General features: G+C 62.8%; 14 protein-coding genes and 1 pseudogene. 6 read left to right on the plus strand and 9 right to left on the minus strand.

From position 1 onward, the window contains the following. Nucleotides 1-31: 31 nt before the first annotated feature. The 3 genes from rsmI (at nucleotide 32) to JF616_13400 (ending at nucleotide 3,582) form a co-directional block, all read left to right on the plus strand. Nucleotides 32-844, plus strand: a complete 813-nt coding sequence (rsmI, locus tag JF616_13390) for a 16S rRNA (cytidine(1402)-2'-O)-methyltransferase (protein ID MBW8888744.1) — start codon at nucleotides 32-34, stop codon at nucleotides 842-844. Between the two features lie 396 nt (nucleotides 845-1,240). Next, the gene (lnt, locus tag JF616_13395) at nucleotides 1,241-2,371 is read left to right on the plus strand and encodes an apolipoprotein N-acyltransferase (protein MBW8888745.1); all 1,131 of its coding nucleotides are present in this window, start codon (nucleotides 1,241-1,243) and stop codon (nucleotides 2,369-2,371) included. An 80-nt stretch (nucleotides 2,372-2,451) separates the two neighbouring features. Beyond that, nucleotides 2,452-3,582 carry a carboxypeptidase regulatory-like domain-containing protein gene (locus JF616_13400; protein MBW8888746.1) on the plus strand — a complete coding sequence of 377 codons (1,131 nt, stop codon included), beginning with the start codon at nucleotides 2,452-2,454 and terminating at the stop codon, nucleotides 3,580-3,582. A gap of 5 nt (nucleotides 3,583-3,587) precedes the next feature. Here JF616_13400 and JF616_13405 read toward each other — a convergent pair whose 3' ends face one another. From JF616_13405 to JF616_13445, 9 genes and pseudogenes are all read right to left on the minus strand, one after another. Continuing rightward, a complete protein-coding gene (locus JF616_13405; GenBank protein MBW8888747.1) occupies nucleotides 3,588-3,938 on the minus strand; it encodes a hypothetical protein in 351 nt (116 codons plus the stop codon). Between the two features lie 28 nt (nucleotides 3,939-3,966). Then, the gene (gene panB, locus JF616_13410; protein ID MBW8888748.1) at nucleotides 3,967-4,719 is read right to left on the minus strand and encodes a 3-methyl-2-oxobutanoate hydroxymethyltransferase; all 753 of its coding nucleotides are present in this window, start codon (nucleotides 4,717-4,719) and stop codon (nucleotides 3,967-3,969) included. Nucleotides 4,720-4,750: 31 nt separating this feature from the next. Next, nucleotides 4,751-5,752, minus strand: coding sequence for a tRNA glutamyl-Q synthetase (locus JF616_13415; GenBank protein MBW8888749.1), 1,002 nt, complete (start codon nucleotides 5,750-5,752; stop codon nucleotides 4,751-4,753). After that, nucleotides 5,752-6,522 carry a DNA repair protein RecO gene (recO, locus tag JF616_13420; protein MBW8888750.1) on the minus strand — a complete coding sequence of 257 codons (771 nt, stop codon included), beginning with the start codon at nucleotides 6,520-6,522 and terminating at the stop codon, nucleotides 5,752-5,754. Before recO ends, JF616_13415 begins: the two co-directional genes overlap by 1 nt. A 7-nt stretch (nucleotides 6,523-6,529) precedes the next feature. Beyond that, nucleotides 6,530-7,387, minus strand: a complete 858-nt coding sequence (locus JF616_13425; GenBank protein ID MBW8888751.1) for a hypothetical protein — start codon at nucleotides 7,385-7,387, stop codon at nucleotides 6,530-6,532. 81 nt (nucleotides 7,388-7,468) lie between these two features. Continuing rightward, the gene (locus JF616_13430) at nucleotides 7,469-8,227 is read right to left on the minus strand and encodes an RNA methyltransferase (protein MBW8888752.1); all 759 of its coding nucleotides are present in this window, start codon (nucleotides 8,225-8,227) and stop codon (nucleotides 7,469-7,471) included. Beyond that, nucleotides 8,227-8,865, minus strand: coding sequence for a flavodoxin-dependent (E)-4-hydroxy-3-methylbut-2-enyl-diphosphate synthase (locus tag JF616_13435; GenBank protein ID MBW8888753.1), 639 nt, complete (start codon nucleotides 8,863-8,865; stop codon nucleotides 8,227-8,229). Before JF616_13435 ends, JF616_13430 begins: the two co-directional genes overlap by 1 nt. 168 nt (nucleotides 8,866-9,033) lie before the next feature. Continuing rightward, nucleotides 9,034-10,113, minus strand: a pseudogene (ispG, locus tag JF616_13440) ((E)-4-hydroxy-3-methylbut-2-enyl-diphosphate synthase). A 99-nt stretch (nucleotides 10,114-10,212) separates the two neighbouring features. Continuing rightward, on the minus strand, nucleotides 10,213-11,337 hold the full coding sequence (locus JF616_13445) for a hypothetical protein (protein MBW8888754.1): 1,125 nt from the start codon (nucleotides 11,335-11,337) through the stop codon (nucleotides 10,213-10,215). Between the two features lie 119 nt (nucleotides 11,338-11,456). Here JF616_13445 and JF616_13450 point away from each other — a divergent pair, with 119 nt between their 5' ends. The 3 genes from JF616_13450 to JF616_13460 are packed head-to-tail and all read left to right on the plus strand — an operon-like array spanning nucleotide 11,457 to nucleotide 14,451. Then, entirely contained in the window at nucleotides 11,457-12,185 is a 729-nt protein-coding gene (locus JF616_13450) for a TetR/AcrR family transcriptional regulator (protein ID MBW8888755.1), read from the plus strand. 2 nt (nucleotides 12,186-12,187) lie between these two features. Continuing rightward, nucleotides 12,188-13,522, plus strand: a complete 1,335-nt coding sequence (locus tag JF616_13455; GenBank protein MBW8888756.1) for a TolC family protein — start codon at nucleotides 12,188-12,190, stop codon at nucleotides 13,520-13,522. Further along, nucleotides 13,522-14,451, plus strand: coding sequence for an HlyD family efflux transporter periplasmic adaptor subunit (locus JF616_13460; GenBank protein MBW8888757.1), 930 nt, complete (start codon nucleotides 13,522-13,524; stop codon nucleotides 14,449-14,451). The genes JF616_13455 and JF616_13460 overlap by 1 nt, the downstream gene beginning before the upstream one ends. Nucleotides 14,452-14,453: the final 2 nt, after the last annotated feature.

Here is a 14,453-nt window from a genome sequence, read left to right on the forward strand (position 1 = left end):
AGCAAGCGGGATTCTAGTATCTTTCGCTGCGATGTCCCGCGATACAGATGCGTCCGGAGAAGATTCCGTAGCAGAGTCCCGAGAAGAAGGCGTTACGGAAACGGCGCCGGAATACGAAAAACCCGATCCGTTTTCCGCTCCCGAGCCCGGCCTTTACCTGGTGGCCACGCCCATCGGCAACCTCGAGGATATGACCTTCCGCGCGGTGCGCATCCTGAAATCCTCCGACCTGATCCTTGCCGAGGACACGCGTCATTCCCGCATCTTGCTGCAGCATTACGGCATCGCAAGGCCCGTGGAGAGCTATAACGATTTCAACAAGGAGAAACGCACGCCCGCCTTCCTGGAGCGCCTCAAGGGCGGGGAACGTTTGGCGCTCATTTGCGACGCAGGCACGCCCGGCATCGCCGATCCCGCTTTCAACCTGGTGAAGGCGGCCCTGGCGGAAGGCATACGCGTGTACCCAATACCAGGGCCCTGCGCCATGATAGCCGCCTTGACCGCTTCCGGCCTGCCTACCGATCGCTTCGCCTTCGAGAACTTCCCGCCCAAGAAATCGGCCGCGCGCCTCCGTAAGCTGGAAGAGCTGAAAGCCCGCTGGGGATCCGAGGAGCAGCATGCGCCGACCTTGGCCTTTTACGTCTCCCCGCACAACATCCGCCAATTCCTTGAAGAGATCGCGGAAGTGTTCGGCCCTGAGCATCCGGTCGTGATCGCTCGCGAGCTGACCAAGAAGTTCGAGGAGTTCCGCTCCGGTACGGCGACGGAATTGCGCGAATGGTACCGGGAGCGCTCGCCGCGGGGCGAGTACGTTTTGCTTTTGCATCCGCAAGGCAAAGGCTGATGCCCCCGGTCGGCGCCGTCCTGTCCCGCCTGCTCCGCCGCCTGAAACCGCGCCGGCCCGATTGGCGGGCCCTCGGGCCCATCATGGCATCCCTGGCGCTGTGGGGATTCTGTTATCCCCCGCTTCCCCTCGGGCCGTTGGCCTTCTTCGTCCTGGTCCCCGCCTTCGCGGCCACGCGCAGGCTGACCACCCGGCAAGCCTTCGCCTACCACTTCGCGGGCGGCATCCTCTACAACATCATCATGTACTGGTGGATCTACAACGTGATCAAGGTGGGCCCGGCCTTCATCATCGGTTTCGGCCTGGTGCTGCTCATCCTCTTCCTGTCCCTTTTCAACGGCGTCCTCGGCTGGTTGCTCCGCGTGTTGTCGGGAACCCGGGGCGGGCTCTTCGCCTATCCCCTGGCATTGGCTGGCGATCATCCAATCGGTTTCCTGGCTGGGGGTTTTCGGGCTCTCGGCCGCGGTGATCGCATCCAATTGCCTGGCCTGGACGGCATGGGAAGCGCGCGGGCCGCGGCGCTGGATTTTCGCCGCCGCCGCCGTCGCCATCCCCGTCTTCTTCCAATGGCAGGGAATGCGCTCTTTGGCGATTCCCGATTCCGCCGAGGTGCCGGTGCTGGATATCGCCTTGGCGCAGCCTTCCATCGAGCAGACCAAGAAGTGGGACGAAAAATATTTCCAAGACGTAATGAAGAAGACGTGGACCACGCTATCGGGCGATCCGGTGGATTCTTCGCGTCTGGCGGGCGCCGATCTGGTCGTGCTCGCCGAGACCGCGGTTCCGGATTTCCTGCGTAGCCGGCCCGATGTGTACGAAGAGTTCCAGCAATTGGCCCATCGCACCGGGGCCGACGTGCTGGTGGGCGCCTTGGACTTCGAACCCGACGAGAAGCCCTGGCGCAAATACATCTTCTACAATTCCGCCTTCCTCTTCCCGGGCGATCCCGGCCGCAAAACCGTACGGCAATATTCCAAACTGCGCCTGGTTCCCTTCAGCGAGCGATTGCCCTACGACGATATCTTCCCCATCATCAATTACGTGAATCTGGGCGAAGGCGACTTCTCCCCCGGCAAGGATTACGAGATCTGGGATCGCCGGGTGAAATACGCGCCTTCCATCTGCTACGAGATCATCTATCCGGACTTCGCCCGGGGCGCGCGACGGCGGGGGGCGGATTTCTTCGTGAACATCACCAACGACGGATGGTTCGGCGTCAGCAATGCGCCTTATATGCACGCCAACATCTCGCGTTTCCGCGCCATCGAGGCCGGCGCGCCCATCGCGCGCTGCTCCAACGCCGGCATCAGCGTGTTCTACGACTACAAGGGCCGGGTGCTGGGGAAAACCAAATTGAACGAGGTCACCTTGCTCCGGCGCAAGCTACCCATCAATACGCGGATCACGCCGTATTTGCGCTACGGCGATCACGTCGAGGATTTCCTGGCTTGGTTCTTCGTGCTGGGTTTCACGGCCTGTTTCGGGCTGGCGTGGCAGCAGAACCGGAAAATCAAGTCCGTTACCTAAATGGGATTGCGGAACGCTTAGGTTTGGGATAGATTCCGAATACCATTTCCAATGGTAGATGGCGGCATGCAGGGGGAAATATGAGAATCGTCCCAATCTCAAGAATACTTCTGATCACGTTCGGACTCCCGGTTTTTGCGATGACTGCCCATGCCCGGCAACAAAGGCTTTTCGCCGCATCCGATACCACGGCCATGGTCCGGGGAACCGTTTCGGACGATGCCGGCCTGCCCTTGGCCGGGGTGAAGGTCGTGGCAACGGCGAAAGTCTTCAAGGAAGATCCGCCGCGGGAAATATTAGGCCAAGACTCGGTTTTCACTTCGGACTCCGGTAAGTACGTTTTCCCGGCCTTGGATTTGAACACCGTTTACTCGAATGGATCGAATACCAATTATTACCTGACCTTCTCCAAACCCGGCTATCGACAAGGGTACTCCAATAGTTATGACCTCCCGCCCTTAAATCCCGGGGATACGGACACCTTTGATATCCATCTCGCCAAGGTGCTTGACCTGACGGTCATCGTGAAAAAGGCGGGAGCGCCGGAATCCTCGGCGGCCGGGGCCAGCGTTGTCTTAAGCCCTTACCCCGCAGGTGCGAGGCCTAATTATAGGTATGGTTTCGTCCCGGCGAGCGGGATAGTTTCCTTCGTGGATGTCGACGGCGGCGATAAAACCCTCACGGTTGCCTTGGACGGATATAAACCGATGGTGCTTTTGAAATCGATAAGTGAACTTAAATCCGGAGATTCGGTCCAAGTTCTCCTGGAGAAGTCCAACCCCGATTCTGTACGGACCCTGATCGTGAAGCTTCAGGGTCTGGGTTACTACGGCTCGAGTGATACAATGATTTTTTCCAGCGCCGATTACCTGCATATGAATCTTCTCGCCATCGCCGATAGCGACGTGATCACGTTCCGTAATATTCCCGATTCCTGTTCTTCAGGTACTCTGACCGCGGGAACTTATACTGACACGACTACGTTATCCGGCCCCGTCACTCAAAAGAAGTTCTGGTTTTATAACCGAACGTCCATCCCGATAAGCCGAGCACCCGGAATCAGAAAAAAGAGCGAAATCCCGGGACCCGTTCCATTTTTCTTCGACGGGAAATCAGGGAGATCCTACAATATCCTCGGCAGGCCCCGCGCCCCTTCGTCCAAACCGGTGGAAAAAGAGATTGTCCCTGTAGACAATTCCCAAACCCGCTAGAGGTCTTAAAATCCTTCCGGTATTTCGAGGTGCAGCCCTACGCGCACGTCCTTCCAATACCGGATCATCTTCTCCCGGATCGCATCCCCCGGCGTCTCGCGTAATGCCTCCAGCATCGGTCCCACTTCGACCAGGGCGTTGTTGGAACCCCCGCATTCGACCAGGCCCACGGGCCCGCCGGAATAAATCAGGTTGCAGAAGTTGAAGGAGCACCGTTCGAAGTGACGGCCCGAAATGGATACGTTCTCCGAGAGGAACTCGCGGCGCTGGACGATTTCCAATCCCGGCACCGGCCTTAGCGATTCCGCTTCCGTCGGGGCTTTCCCCTGCCCTTCGCCCGCTTCGCCTTCCGTCATCCCTGCTCCTTTCATCCTTCGGGAAAATTCATCTCTCCGGAAAAGCGCGCGTGCGCACCGCCCGGCAATAGTCTTTCACCCCCGTCAGGGCCGCGCCATGCAAATCGGCGAAGGCCTTGACGAAGGGCGGATAGTTCCCCGCGTGCATGCCCAGGAAATCGTGGAGGACGAGGACCTGCCCGTCCACGCCGGGGCCTGCCCCGATGCCCACCGTGGGGACGGGGAAACGCTTGGTGATCTCGGCCGCCAAATCGGAGACCATGTGTTCTAGCAATAGCGACATGGCGCCCGCCGCGACCAAGCCATCGGCCGCCCGCAGGACCTGGTCCCTTTCCCCCTGATCCCGTCCGACCTGCTTAAAGCTCCGGGCCGTCTGGGGCAATAACCCGACATGCCCCATCACCGGGACGCCTTCGGAAACCAGCGCCTTCACGACCTCGAATTTAGGCCCTTCCAGCTTGACCGAATGGGCTCCCAGGGTAAGGAAGCGTTTGGCATTGGCCACCGCCAAGCCCGGATCCGCATCCGACCCGTAGGGCATATCCGCCATGATATGCGTGTCCTTGGCCCCGCGCCCCACGGCCCCCACGAAGACGGCCATGACGTTCGCATCGATGTCGCGGGTGGTCGGCAGGCCCAATACCACGTTGGCGAGGGAATCGCCTACCAGGATGACGTCCACGCCCGCTTCCTCGAGGATGCGCGCGAAAGGGAAATCGTAACCGGTGGCCATCACCAGGGGGGTTTGCTTGAAGCGCTCGAAATCGGAGGCGGGGATCATGGGAAAAAGATAGTAAGCGGGTCAGGGACCATTAGGCTAAGCCGGCGGCGAAGTCCGGCCAGATGCGATCCTCGCTGGGAACCCGCTCGGGCGAAAAGGCGGAAAGAAGATCGCGTGCCGAAACGATCCCGCCGGGCTCCATTCCCAGCCAGGCCGCGAAGCCGCGCAACAAAGGACCGGGCCCGCCGCGGGCGCGCCAGGCTTGCAGGGATTCCGCGCCGGCCGACTTCGAAAGTTTCCCTCCGTCCCCCGACAAAAGCAGGGCATGATGGAGAAAGGCCGCGTTGCGGAATCCCAAGGCGCCGATGCGTTCGGCCAGCCAGGCTTGCGCCCCCGAAGAAGGCAACAAATCCGATCCGCGCACCACGCAGTCGATGCCTAATGACTCATCATCGACCACGGAAGCCAACTGGTAAGCGGGCAAGCCGTCCTTTTTCCACACCACGAAGTCCCCCATTTCCCGCGCCGGATGGAGGACCAGCGGCGGCCCGGCCAATGATCGCAGGGTCACTTCCGCGTTACCCGGGATATGCGCGCGCAAAGGCAAATCGCCGCCCGGGCTTTCGCCTTCCGCCGCCGCGCGGCCCGGAAATGCGGCCCGCGCCCATTCCAATCCGGCTTCCCGGCAAGTGCCCGCGTAGATCCCCGGCGTCCCGTGGGCCACGCTCTCATCCTTGGCCTTTTGCCGGCTGCATGCGCAGGGATAGATCCCCGCGTCAGGTCCAACATCCCGCCGTAACGCCTCCATGGCTTCACGGTAGGCGGCCAGCCGCTGTCGCTGGCTGAAGCGGGCCCGGAACTCCGCCGCGTCGCGCGGGCCCCCGTCCCTGTCCAGGCCTAGCCATTCCAGGGAAGCGAAGATGTCGTCGAGATATTCCGGGCGCACCCGTTCCACGTCCAGATCGTCGATGCGCAAATGCACCGTGCCCCCGCGGGCGCGGGCGCAAAGCCAGGTGACCAGGAAGGACCAGGCGTTGCCGGCATGCAAGAACCCGCTCGGGGTGGGCGCGATGCGCGTTCGGGGGCCGGCCACTATGCCGTCCCCAGCATTTGCCGATAGAATTCGAGGGACTTCATGGGCCGGGCGCCGCCGGCATGCTTGCCGAGGAAGGACAACAGGAAGGTCTCGGCCAGCGCCTCCTCGTCCCGCGGCAGGCGTCCCGCCATCGGCCCGCATTCCTGCAAACGGCTCAGCCAGCGGAGCAGGCGCGCGGGATACGAAACGCCGGTCCCATGCCCCGCACCGGCGCAAGTCGCGCAGATAGGGCCCCCGAGATCGGGATCCAGGCGGACGCGAAAGCCGGGGTCGTGCCGGCCGCAATGGGCGCATTCCGAAAATTGCGGGCTGAAGCCCGAGATAGTGCACAAGCCTAACAGGAAATCGCACAACTCCAGTACCGGATCGAAACCGGGCGACGGCGCCCCGTCGATGCGTTCCATCCGTTCCAATAGCCATGCGAAGTGCGGATGGGATTGGGCCGGCTCGGGCAGGTACTTGAGATAGAGTTCCAGGAACACGTGGCCCAGGGATTGGCGCGCGGGATCGGATTTGAGCCGCGGGAAGTCGCGCATCAGGCCTGCGTCCATCAAGGTATGGATTTCCGTCTTCGACTTGGCGGGGTAGACGAATTGATCCAGGGTGAAGAAATCGAGGAGGCCGTGGAACTTGGATTTCGGGCGCTTGGCGCCTTTGGCGATCAGGGTGATGAGGCCGGACTCGCGGGTGTAAACCTTGAGGATGAGGCTACTGTCCGAGTAGGGGGTCTTCTTCAGGATCAGGCCGGGGGACTTCAGCGATGCCATCGTCAGCCTATAGATGATAGCGGATCGACCACTCCGTTTGGTTGCCGGGGTGCAGCACCGTGTGGTAATAGGGCTCGAAGGAAACCGTATTGGCGTTGGCCCATAACGGCAGCCAGGCCACCGGGAACCGGCACTCGATTTTCACCTCGCCCAAGGCGGGATGCTTTTGCAGGATGTCCAGCGGCGCGCCGAAGGGCGCGTTCAGCAGTTGATAGCAACCGGCCTTCCAATCGTACCCCGGCTCGCGCATCAGCTTTCCTTGCTCGATGCGGAAGCCGCCGGCGGCGGGCACCCAAGTGGGGAATTCGCATTCCACCGAAAGCCTTCCCACTTCGAAGCCGGCTTGCGGGAAAAAGGGATGGGCGAACCAGCGGATGGGCGCATCGGCCTTGCCCTGGTTCTTGATCAAGGTGGAGGAAACCAGGACGCGGCCTTTCAGGACGACCTTGCGCTCGAGATGCAGATCCCAATCGTGGAAGGCTTGGCGCGAGGTGAAGGTCAGCATGGCCCCGGCTTGCTGGATTTTCCAGGTTGCCGGTTCCAGGAGGGTAGGGTTGTTACGCACGTGGAAGGGACGTACCGGACTTTCGCGTTTCACCCGCCCGACCCCGATCACCCATACGTCCCCGCCCGCTTTCGCCGTGGCGGCGCCCAAGGCGATTTCGAAAACCTCGGGCAATCCTTGACCGTCGAATACAGGGGGTTCGGGATGGGGAAATTGCGGGCCGACGAACAAATCGCCTTTCGATCCGTCCTTGACCTGCCAGATGTACCCGCCCGTGCAATAGCGCGTACCCAGGAGTTTGCGGTCCGCGATCGGGTCCAAGATGGAAACGCTCAGGCCCGCGTTTTCGAGGTGGAACATGGTTCCAACAATGTAGGAATCGCGGGGCGGAAAGGGTTCCGGTGACCCTACCGTTGCGGAGGCGCTATCGTTCCGGCGGGCTTACCGTTCGCGGGGCAGCAGGCTTTTCAGCAAGCCGGAAAGGAAATCCAGCTCGCGCGCATCCGGCCGCAAGCGTTGCCATAGCAAACGCACATGCTCCCGCTGCGCATCCTGCTTCCCGCCCTTGAAGAAGCCGATGGACTCCAGCCTTTGCAGGACTTGCTCCAGGGTCGCGGCATCCTGCCCGCGCGCGGGCAAGGCGCCCTCCGCCGCCAGGCCTCCCTCCGTCCCTAGGCGCGCGGCCGCAACGGGCTTGGCGTTAGCCGCGATCGCGGCGGTAGGCAAACCATCGCCCACGAAGGCGTATAGGACGATGGCCACCGCATGGGACAAGTTCAAGCTCAGGGTTTCCGCCGGCATGGGGATGCGGACCAGATGGGTCAACAACAAGGTCTCTTCCTTAGTCAGGCCATGGGACTCGCGACCGAAGACCAGGGCCGAGGGCCGGGATCCGGGAGCGGACCGCCAGGCCGCGGACGAAGCCGCCAGATCCTCGATGCGTTGCGCGGGATCGCGGGCCCGGCGCGTGAAACCGTAAGCGGCGCCGCAATCGGCGATAGCCAAGTCCAAGGAGGGAAAGTAACGCGCGGCTTCCAGGATATCCAGGGCGGACTTCCCGGTCTTGCGCGCGGCCCCATCGGTGGCGATGCCCGGACTGCCGACGATGCGGAGATCGCCGATGCCGAAACAGGCCATCGCCCGGGCCGTGAAGCCGACGTTGACCGCCAGCTCCGGGCCCACCAGGACCAGTGAGAGCATCAAGCTCCCGGCTCGCTCCAGCGGCCGTGTTCCTTGATCAGCGCCACCAGCGCCTCCGGGGCTTCCGCTTCGGGAATGTTCTTCTTCACGCAATCGCGGCCCACGTACAGGTTCACCTTGCTCGGCGCGCCGCCCACGTAGCCGAAATCCGCATCGGCCATCTCGCCGGGCCCGTTCACGATGCAACCCATGATGGCGATGGAGATGTTCTTGAGATGGGCCGTGCGCGCGCGGATCTTCTGGGTCGTCGTCTGCAAGTCGAAAAGGGTGCGCCCGCAACTGGGGCAGGCCACGTATTCCGGCTTGGTCCGGCGCACGCCCGCCGCTTGCAGGATGTCGTAACCGAGATGCATGCAAGCCCTGGGGCCCAAGCCCCCTTCCACACGCACCAGATCGCCGATGCCGTCCACCAGGAGCGAACCGAAGCGCGCCGCCAGCAACATGTTGCCTTCGGGGCTGCCGTCGCTTTGGCCCCGCAGGACTATCGGATCGGGGCGGCCCTTGGCGGCCAGCCAGGCGGCCAGATGGCGATAGCGCGCCACCGGATTGTTCCCGACGGGCGCGCAGGACCAGAACAATCCCGGCAGCTTGAAAACGTCGGCGGGAAGGCGATCGAGATGCGCCGGATCCTCCACCATGATCTCCAGATGGGACGGCAAATCGCTCAGGCCCTTGAGGAGAAGCCCGCTTGGCAGGGCGGTGAAGGGATGCCGGGGCGGGATGGCGAATTCCACCGCGTGCGGCTCCCACACGGTGGGGACGTCTTCGCGCGGCGGGTGGTTTTCATGGGTCCCGATCCACTCGATACGCCGCTCGCCTTTGGGCAGGGTTTCCGCGCCCGGATCGGCGGTGCCCACGGCGATCTTCTCGCGGGCGCCCACTTCCAGCGACCCCAGATGGGCCAGTTGGACCTCGCGGCGATGGAAGGCATAATGATCGAGGGCTTCGGGCAAAGCCCGGATCCTTTCCAAGCCTTGCAAATCGCAGAGGCGGACCAGGGCCTTAGCCACCGGGATCTCATGCACCGGATCCTCGGTGAGGGAAACGCGGATGGTGTCGCCGATCCCGTCGAGCAGCAGGGCGCCGATGCCGACGGAGGATTTCAAGCGGCCGTCCTCGCCGTCGCCGGCTTCCGTCACTCCCACATGGAAAGGATACGGCTTATGCTCCCGGTCCAGGCGCGCGGCCAACAGCCTATAGGCCTGCACTACCACGCGCGGATTGGAAGACTTCATGCTGAACACGATCTGATCGAAGTTCTCGGCCTCGCAAACGCGCAGGTATTCCAGCGCAGATTCCACCATGCCTTCGATGGTATCGCCGTACTTCCACATCATGCGGTCCGAAAGCGATCCATGGTTGGTGCCGATGCGTAAGGCTACGCCGCGATCCTTGGCGATACGCACCAGGGGCGCGAAAGCGTCGTATACCTTCTGCTGCCCGGAGGCGAAACCGGCATCGTCGAAATCGCGCGGGGTCGCAGCCTTGGAGTCGACGAAGTTGCCGGGGTTCACCCGCACCTTCTCCACCCACTTAACCGCTTCCATCGCCGCGCGCGGCTGGAAATGGATGTCCGCCGAGATGGGCACGTCGCAACCCGCGGCCCTCACCTTGGCCACGATCTCCTTGAGGGCTTCCGCGTCCTTCTGGGTGGGCGCCGTAATGCGGACCAATTCGCAACCCGCCCGGGCCAACTCCAAGGTCTGGAATACCGTAGCGTCGACGTCCTTGGTATTGGTCGTGGTCATCGATTGCACCAGGATAGGCGTATCCCCGCCGATGTAGCGGTTGCCCATGCGAACCTTCAGGGTCTTGCGCCGGGCCGGAGCGAAGCGATCGGCCATGTAGGGAAACTTGAAAGCGGAGTCGGGAGTCGAAGAAGCCATGGTGAGGGAAAAATACTCCTTTTCACCCGGTTCCTCTATGCGCCAACGGATTCTATGGTCTATCGCGGCCTTGGCGGCGACTCTGGCCGCCTACTCGCGTCAGGCGGAGGTGACCTGGTAGGCGGAGGATTCCGCCGCCGTATCCGGCGAGGCGGGCAATTCGAAGTAGAAAGTCGCCCCCCTTCCCTTCTCCGCTTCGACCCAAACCGATCCGCCGTGCTTTTCCAGCACCCGGCTCACCGTCGCCAGGCCGATGCCGGTCCCGGGGAACTCGCTCAAGGAATGCAAGCGCTGGAAGGGCTTGAAAAGACGTTGCGCCTGCTCCATATCGAACCCCGTCCCGTTGTCCCGCACGAAGAAGGCTATCCCCTTTCCCGGGACGTCCATCCTTCCAACCTCGATATGCGATACCTCCCGCTTGGAAGAGTATTTCCAGGCGTTGGAGAGGAGATTGTCCATGGCGATACGCATTAGACCGGGATCGGCGACGGCCCACAGGCCCGATTCCACGCGGGCTTCCGCCTTCCGGCCCGGCTGGGAAGCCGTAAGGTTGGCCAGGATGTCCTTGGCCAGGGCGGTAAGGTCCACGCGTCGGGGATGGACCTCGCGCTGGATGACTTGGGATAGGCGGAGCATGTTATCGATGAGCGCGTTCATCCGCATGGCGGCGGACCTGATCTCGACGATCTTGGACCGATCGGCAATAGCGAGATCCACGCGCGCCTCGTCGGCCAGCAGATCGGCGTACCCGACGATCACCGCTAAGGGCGAGCGTAGGTCATGGGAGACCGATTGGGCGAAGGCCTCCAGTTCCTTATTGACGGCCTCCAGGCTGGCGGTCCGCTCGCGTACGCGCCGCTCCATGTCCGCCAAGGCCTGAACGTTCCCCAGCGCCGGGGGCAGCCGCCACAGCTGATCGATGGGGAAAGCATCGAGGGCGCCGGCCTCGAAAAGCTTATGCGCCTCGTCATGCCCGCCCTTGGCGGCCAGCCCGATGCAGCCGCATGCCGGGTTGACCTGGGCGGCCAACCGCAAGGTGGTCGAAGCGTCCCAGCCTTTGGAGGAAGCCGCCAGGAGCACCGAGGGTTGATCGCGCTTGAGCAGGTTCGCGAGGTCGGGAGCGCTATCCGCGACCCTGATTTCCAGAGTGGGAACGGCCTGAGACATGACTTGGACGATGGAGGTCAAATCCTTAGGGCTGGCTCCGGCGATGAGAATGCGCATGGTTACGGAATACACACTACCCTTTATTCCCCATCATCCCAAGGAAAATCCCAAGGTATTTCCCCACTTTGCCGCATCCCCCTTGCCGTCGGCATTCCCCGGGCATATATTTTTACCAAATGGTTAAACCAAAAAGTTTATCCGGAAAGTCAAAAAAGGGGACTACCGCGGGGGAAAAAGCCGCGCGTCCGTCCGCGCGCCGAGCCCGCGCAGGACATTCTCCCGATGCGGAAAAGCGTATCCTGGACGCTGCCCGCAAGGAGTTCATCGCCAAAGGCTTAGGGGGCGCGCGCATGCAGGCGGTGGCCAACGCGGCCGGCGTGAACAAGGCATTGCTGCATTACTATTTCCGCAGCAAGGAAAAGCTTTACCATCAGGTGCTGGAAGATACCGTCGGCACGGTATGGGGGAAGATCAGCGCCGAGTTCCGCAAGCAGGATCCGGCCCAAGGCTTGGAACCATTGCTCCGCACCGTCATAACCACCTACGTGAAGGTCCTGGCCGCCAATCCTGAATTCCCGTTGTTCATGTTCCGCGAATTGGCCTTGGGCCATCCCGCCTTTACCGCCGGCGTCCCCGCCCTGGTGCGGGACTTCCAGGACGTTCCAGCCACCCTGGTCAAGGCCTTGCAGGAGGAGGTTCGCGCCGGAAAGGTGAAGCCTATCCCACCCGTGCATTTCTTCATGAACTTGCTAGGCATGACCGTGGCCACCTTCCTTATCATGCCCATGATCAGACGCCTCGGGCCTGCCTTTGGTTTTCGTATCGATTTCGATCGGGCCTTCCTGGATGAGCGTATCGAGTACATCGCCGACACCCTGTTGAACGGGATCCGCATCAAGAGGTGAATATGCGAATTGCCCCCCTTATCACCGGGATTATCCTGGCGAACATCGCCGCGCCGCGGGCCCTGACCTTGGGCGAAGCCCAGGCCCGGCTTTTCCGCGGCAATCCGGATTTAGCCGTGCTCAAGCTCGAGGTCGAGCGCGCCCAGGATCAGGTCGCGGAAGCGCGCTCCGCCTGGCTGCCATCCGTGGACGCCTCGGGAAACTACGGCTATACCACGGAAACCAGCCGGCTCCAACTCGACCTGCCCATTCCCCAGCCGGCGGGGACCCACATCGATCGGGCCCTGGGGGATCATGACCGCGTAGAGACGGGCCTGGACGCGTCCTACGCCCTGTTCACCGGCTTCGCGCGCGGACGCAAGATTGAATCCCAACGCTTAGGCGTCAAGTCCCGGGAAGCCCAACTGCGGGCGGCGCGAAACCAGTTGTCCCTGCGCCTGGCCGCGCTCTTCTATGCCTGGCAACTGGCGGGCGCCCAGTCCACCTACCAGGAAAAGTTGTTGCAACACGCGCGCGAGCTCGAGAAGCAATCCCAGGACTTCGTGAAGGCGGGCACCGCCGTGCGCAGCCGGCTGCTCTCGGCCCAGGCCCGCTCCCGCGCGATCGAGGTGGACATGCTTACCGCCCGTAACACGCGGGATTCCCTCGCCTTCGAGGTTTTGGCCTTCCTGGGGGACCGTCCGGACGCGGGCCAGGGCGCCGATCCCGGGGATAGCTCCACGGCGATGTCCCTGCTCGCGGATACCAGCGCGCTTTCGGACACGGTATGGAATGCGCCGGGCGACCCGGCGCGGCCGGACGCCGAGGCCTTGGACTTGGGTGCGGCCCAGGCACGGGCCGGCGCGCAGGCCCTGGCCGGCCAAAAATGGCCACAGCTATTCGGATCGGCCGGGTGGCGCTATGCCAATCCCGGCCTGAACCTGGCCGGCGACGAATTCATGAACTACGGCATCTTCGGCTTGCAGCTCAAATGGAACCTCTTCGACGGATCGCGCAACCGCGCCCAGCGCGCGCAGCTCGACGTACAGGCCCGCGAGCTTGGGGAGCAGAAACGCAAGTTGGAGCAGGATTGGCGCAAATCCATGGCCACCGCCCGCCTGCAGTACGCCAGATCGCTGGCGCAATACCAGGCGGCCTTGGCCTCCCGCGAGGCCGCCCGCGCGGCATCCGAAGATCTGAAGCGGCAAGCGGACGCGGGAGTCGCGACGGGAGTGGATTGGCTGGAGGCGCGCAACAACGAAGCGCGCGCGGAGTTGGCGATGGAACAAGCGCGTACCTTGCAGCGGCTGGCGCGGCTGCAATGGGATTACGCCTCGGGAAAGGAGCTGCGGTTCTGATGCGGAAAGAAAAGGCGAAGGGAAGATTCGGCGGAGGCCGATGGATGGCGATGGCCGGGGCGTTGGCGGCGGCCGGTTTGCTGGGAGCCTGCGGAGCGCGCACCGATCCTGATTTCATAGGCTCGGCCATCGTGGAGGCGGAGACCTATCAAGTGGCGGCGCTGACGCAGGGCCAATTGAAATCTTTATACAAGCAGGAAGGGCAATCCGTAGCGGCCGGGGAATTGCTCGGTATCGTCGATACCGTTCCTTACGCCCTGCAATTGCTGGAAGCCCGGGCGGGGCTGGCGGAATCGGACGCGGGCAAGCGCTCGCAACAGAGCCAGATCCAAGGCGGGCAGGCCGAGGTCAAGGGTCTGGAGCGCGATTATGCGCGCATCGCGCCTTTGGCCAAGGAAGGTTCCCTGCCGGCCCAACAGGAGGACAAGCTGGCCTCGGGGCTGGATGCGGGCCGCGCCAAGCTTTCCGCGGCCAGGCAGATGCTCACCAGCATGGATGCCAAACGCCAAGGGCTGGAAGCGCGCATCGGATTGCTGCAGGATCAGCTCCGCAAATGCTATCTGCGGGCGCCGGTAGCCGGACGCGTGCTGACCCGGTACAAGAATCCGGATGAAACCACCGCGCCGGGCCAACCGGTGTACGAGATCGGCCGCGAAGATACCTTACGCATCGACTTTTTCGTGCCGCAAACCTGGCTGTCCGGGATCAAGTACGGCCAAGCCGTGCGCATCAGGTTGGACCAGGGCGGATCGAAGGAAGGATCGTTCTTGCCGGCCGCGGTGAGTTGGATCGGGAACGAAGCCGAATTCAGCCCCAAGAACATCCAGACGCGCGAGAGCCGCAACGAACTGGTCTTCCGCGTGCGCGCCCTGGCCGCCAACAAGGATGGCCTGCTGAAACGGGGACTACCCGTGGAGGTCTGGAAGTAGCC

This window comes from Fibrobacterota bacterium (assembly GCA_019509785.1).
Lineage (GTDB): Bacteria > Fibrobacterota > Fibrobacteria > UBA11236 > UBA11236 > Chersky-265.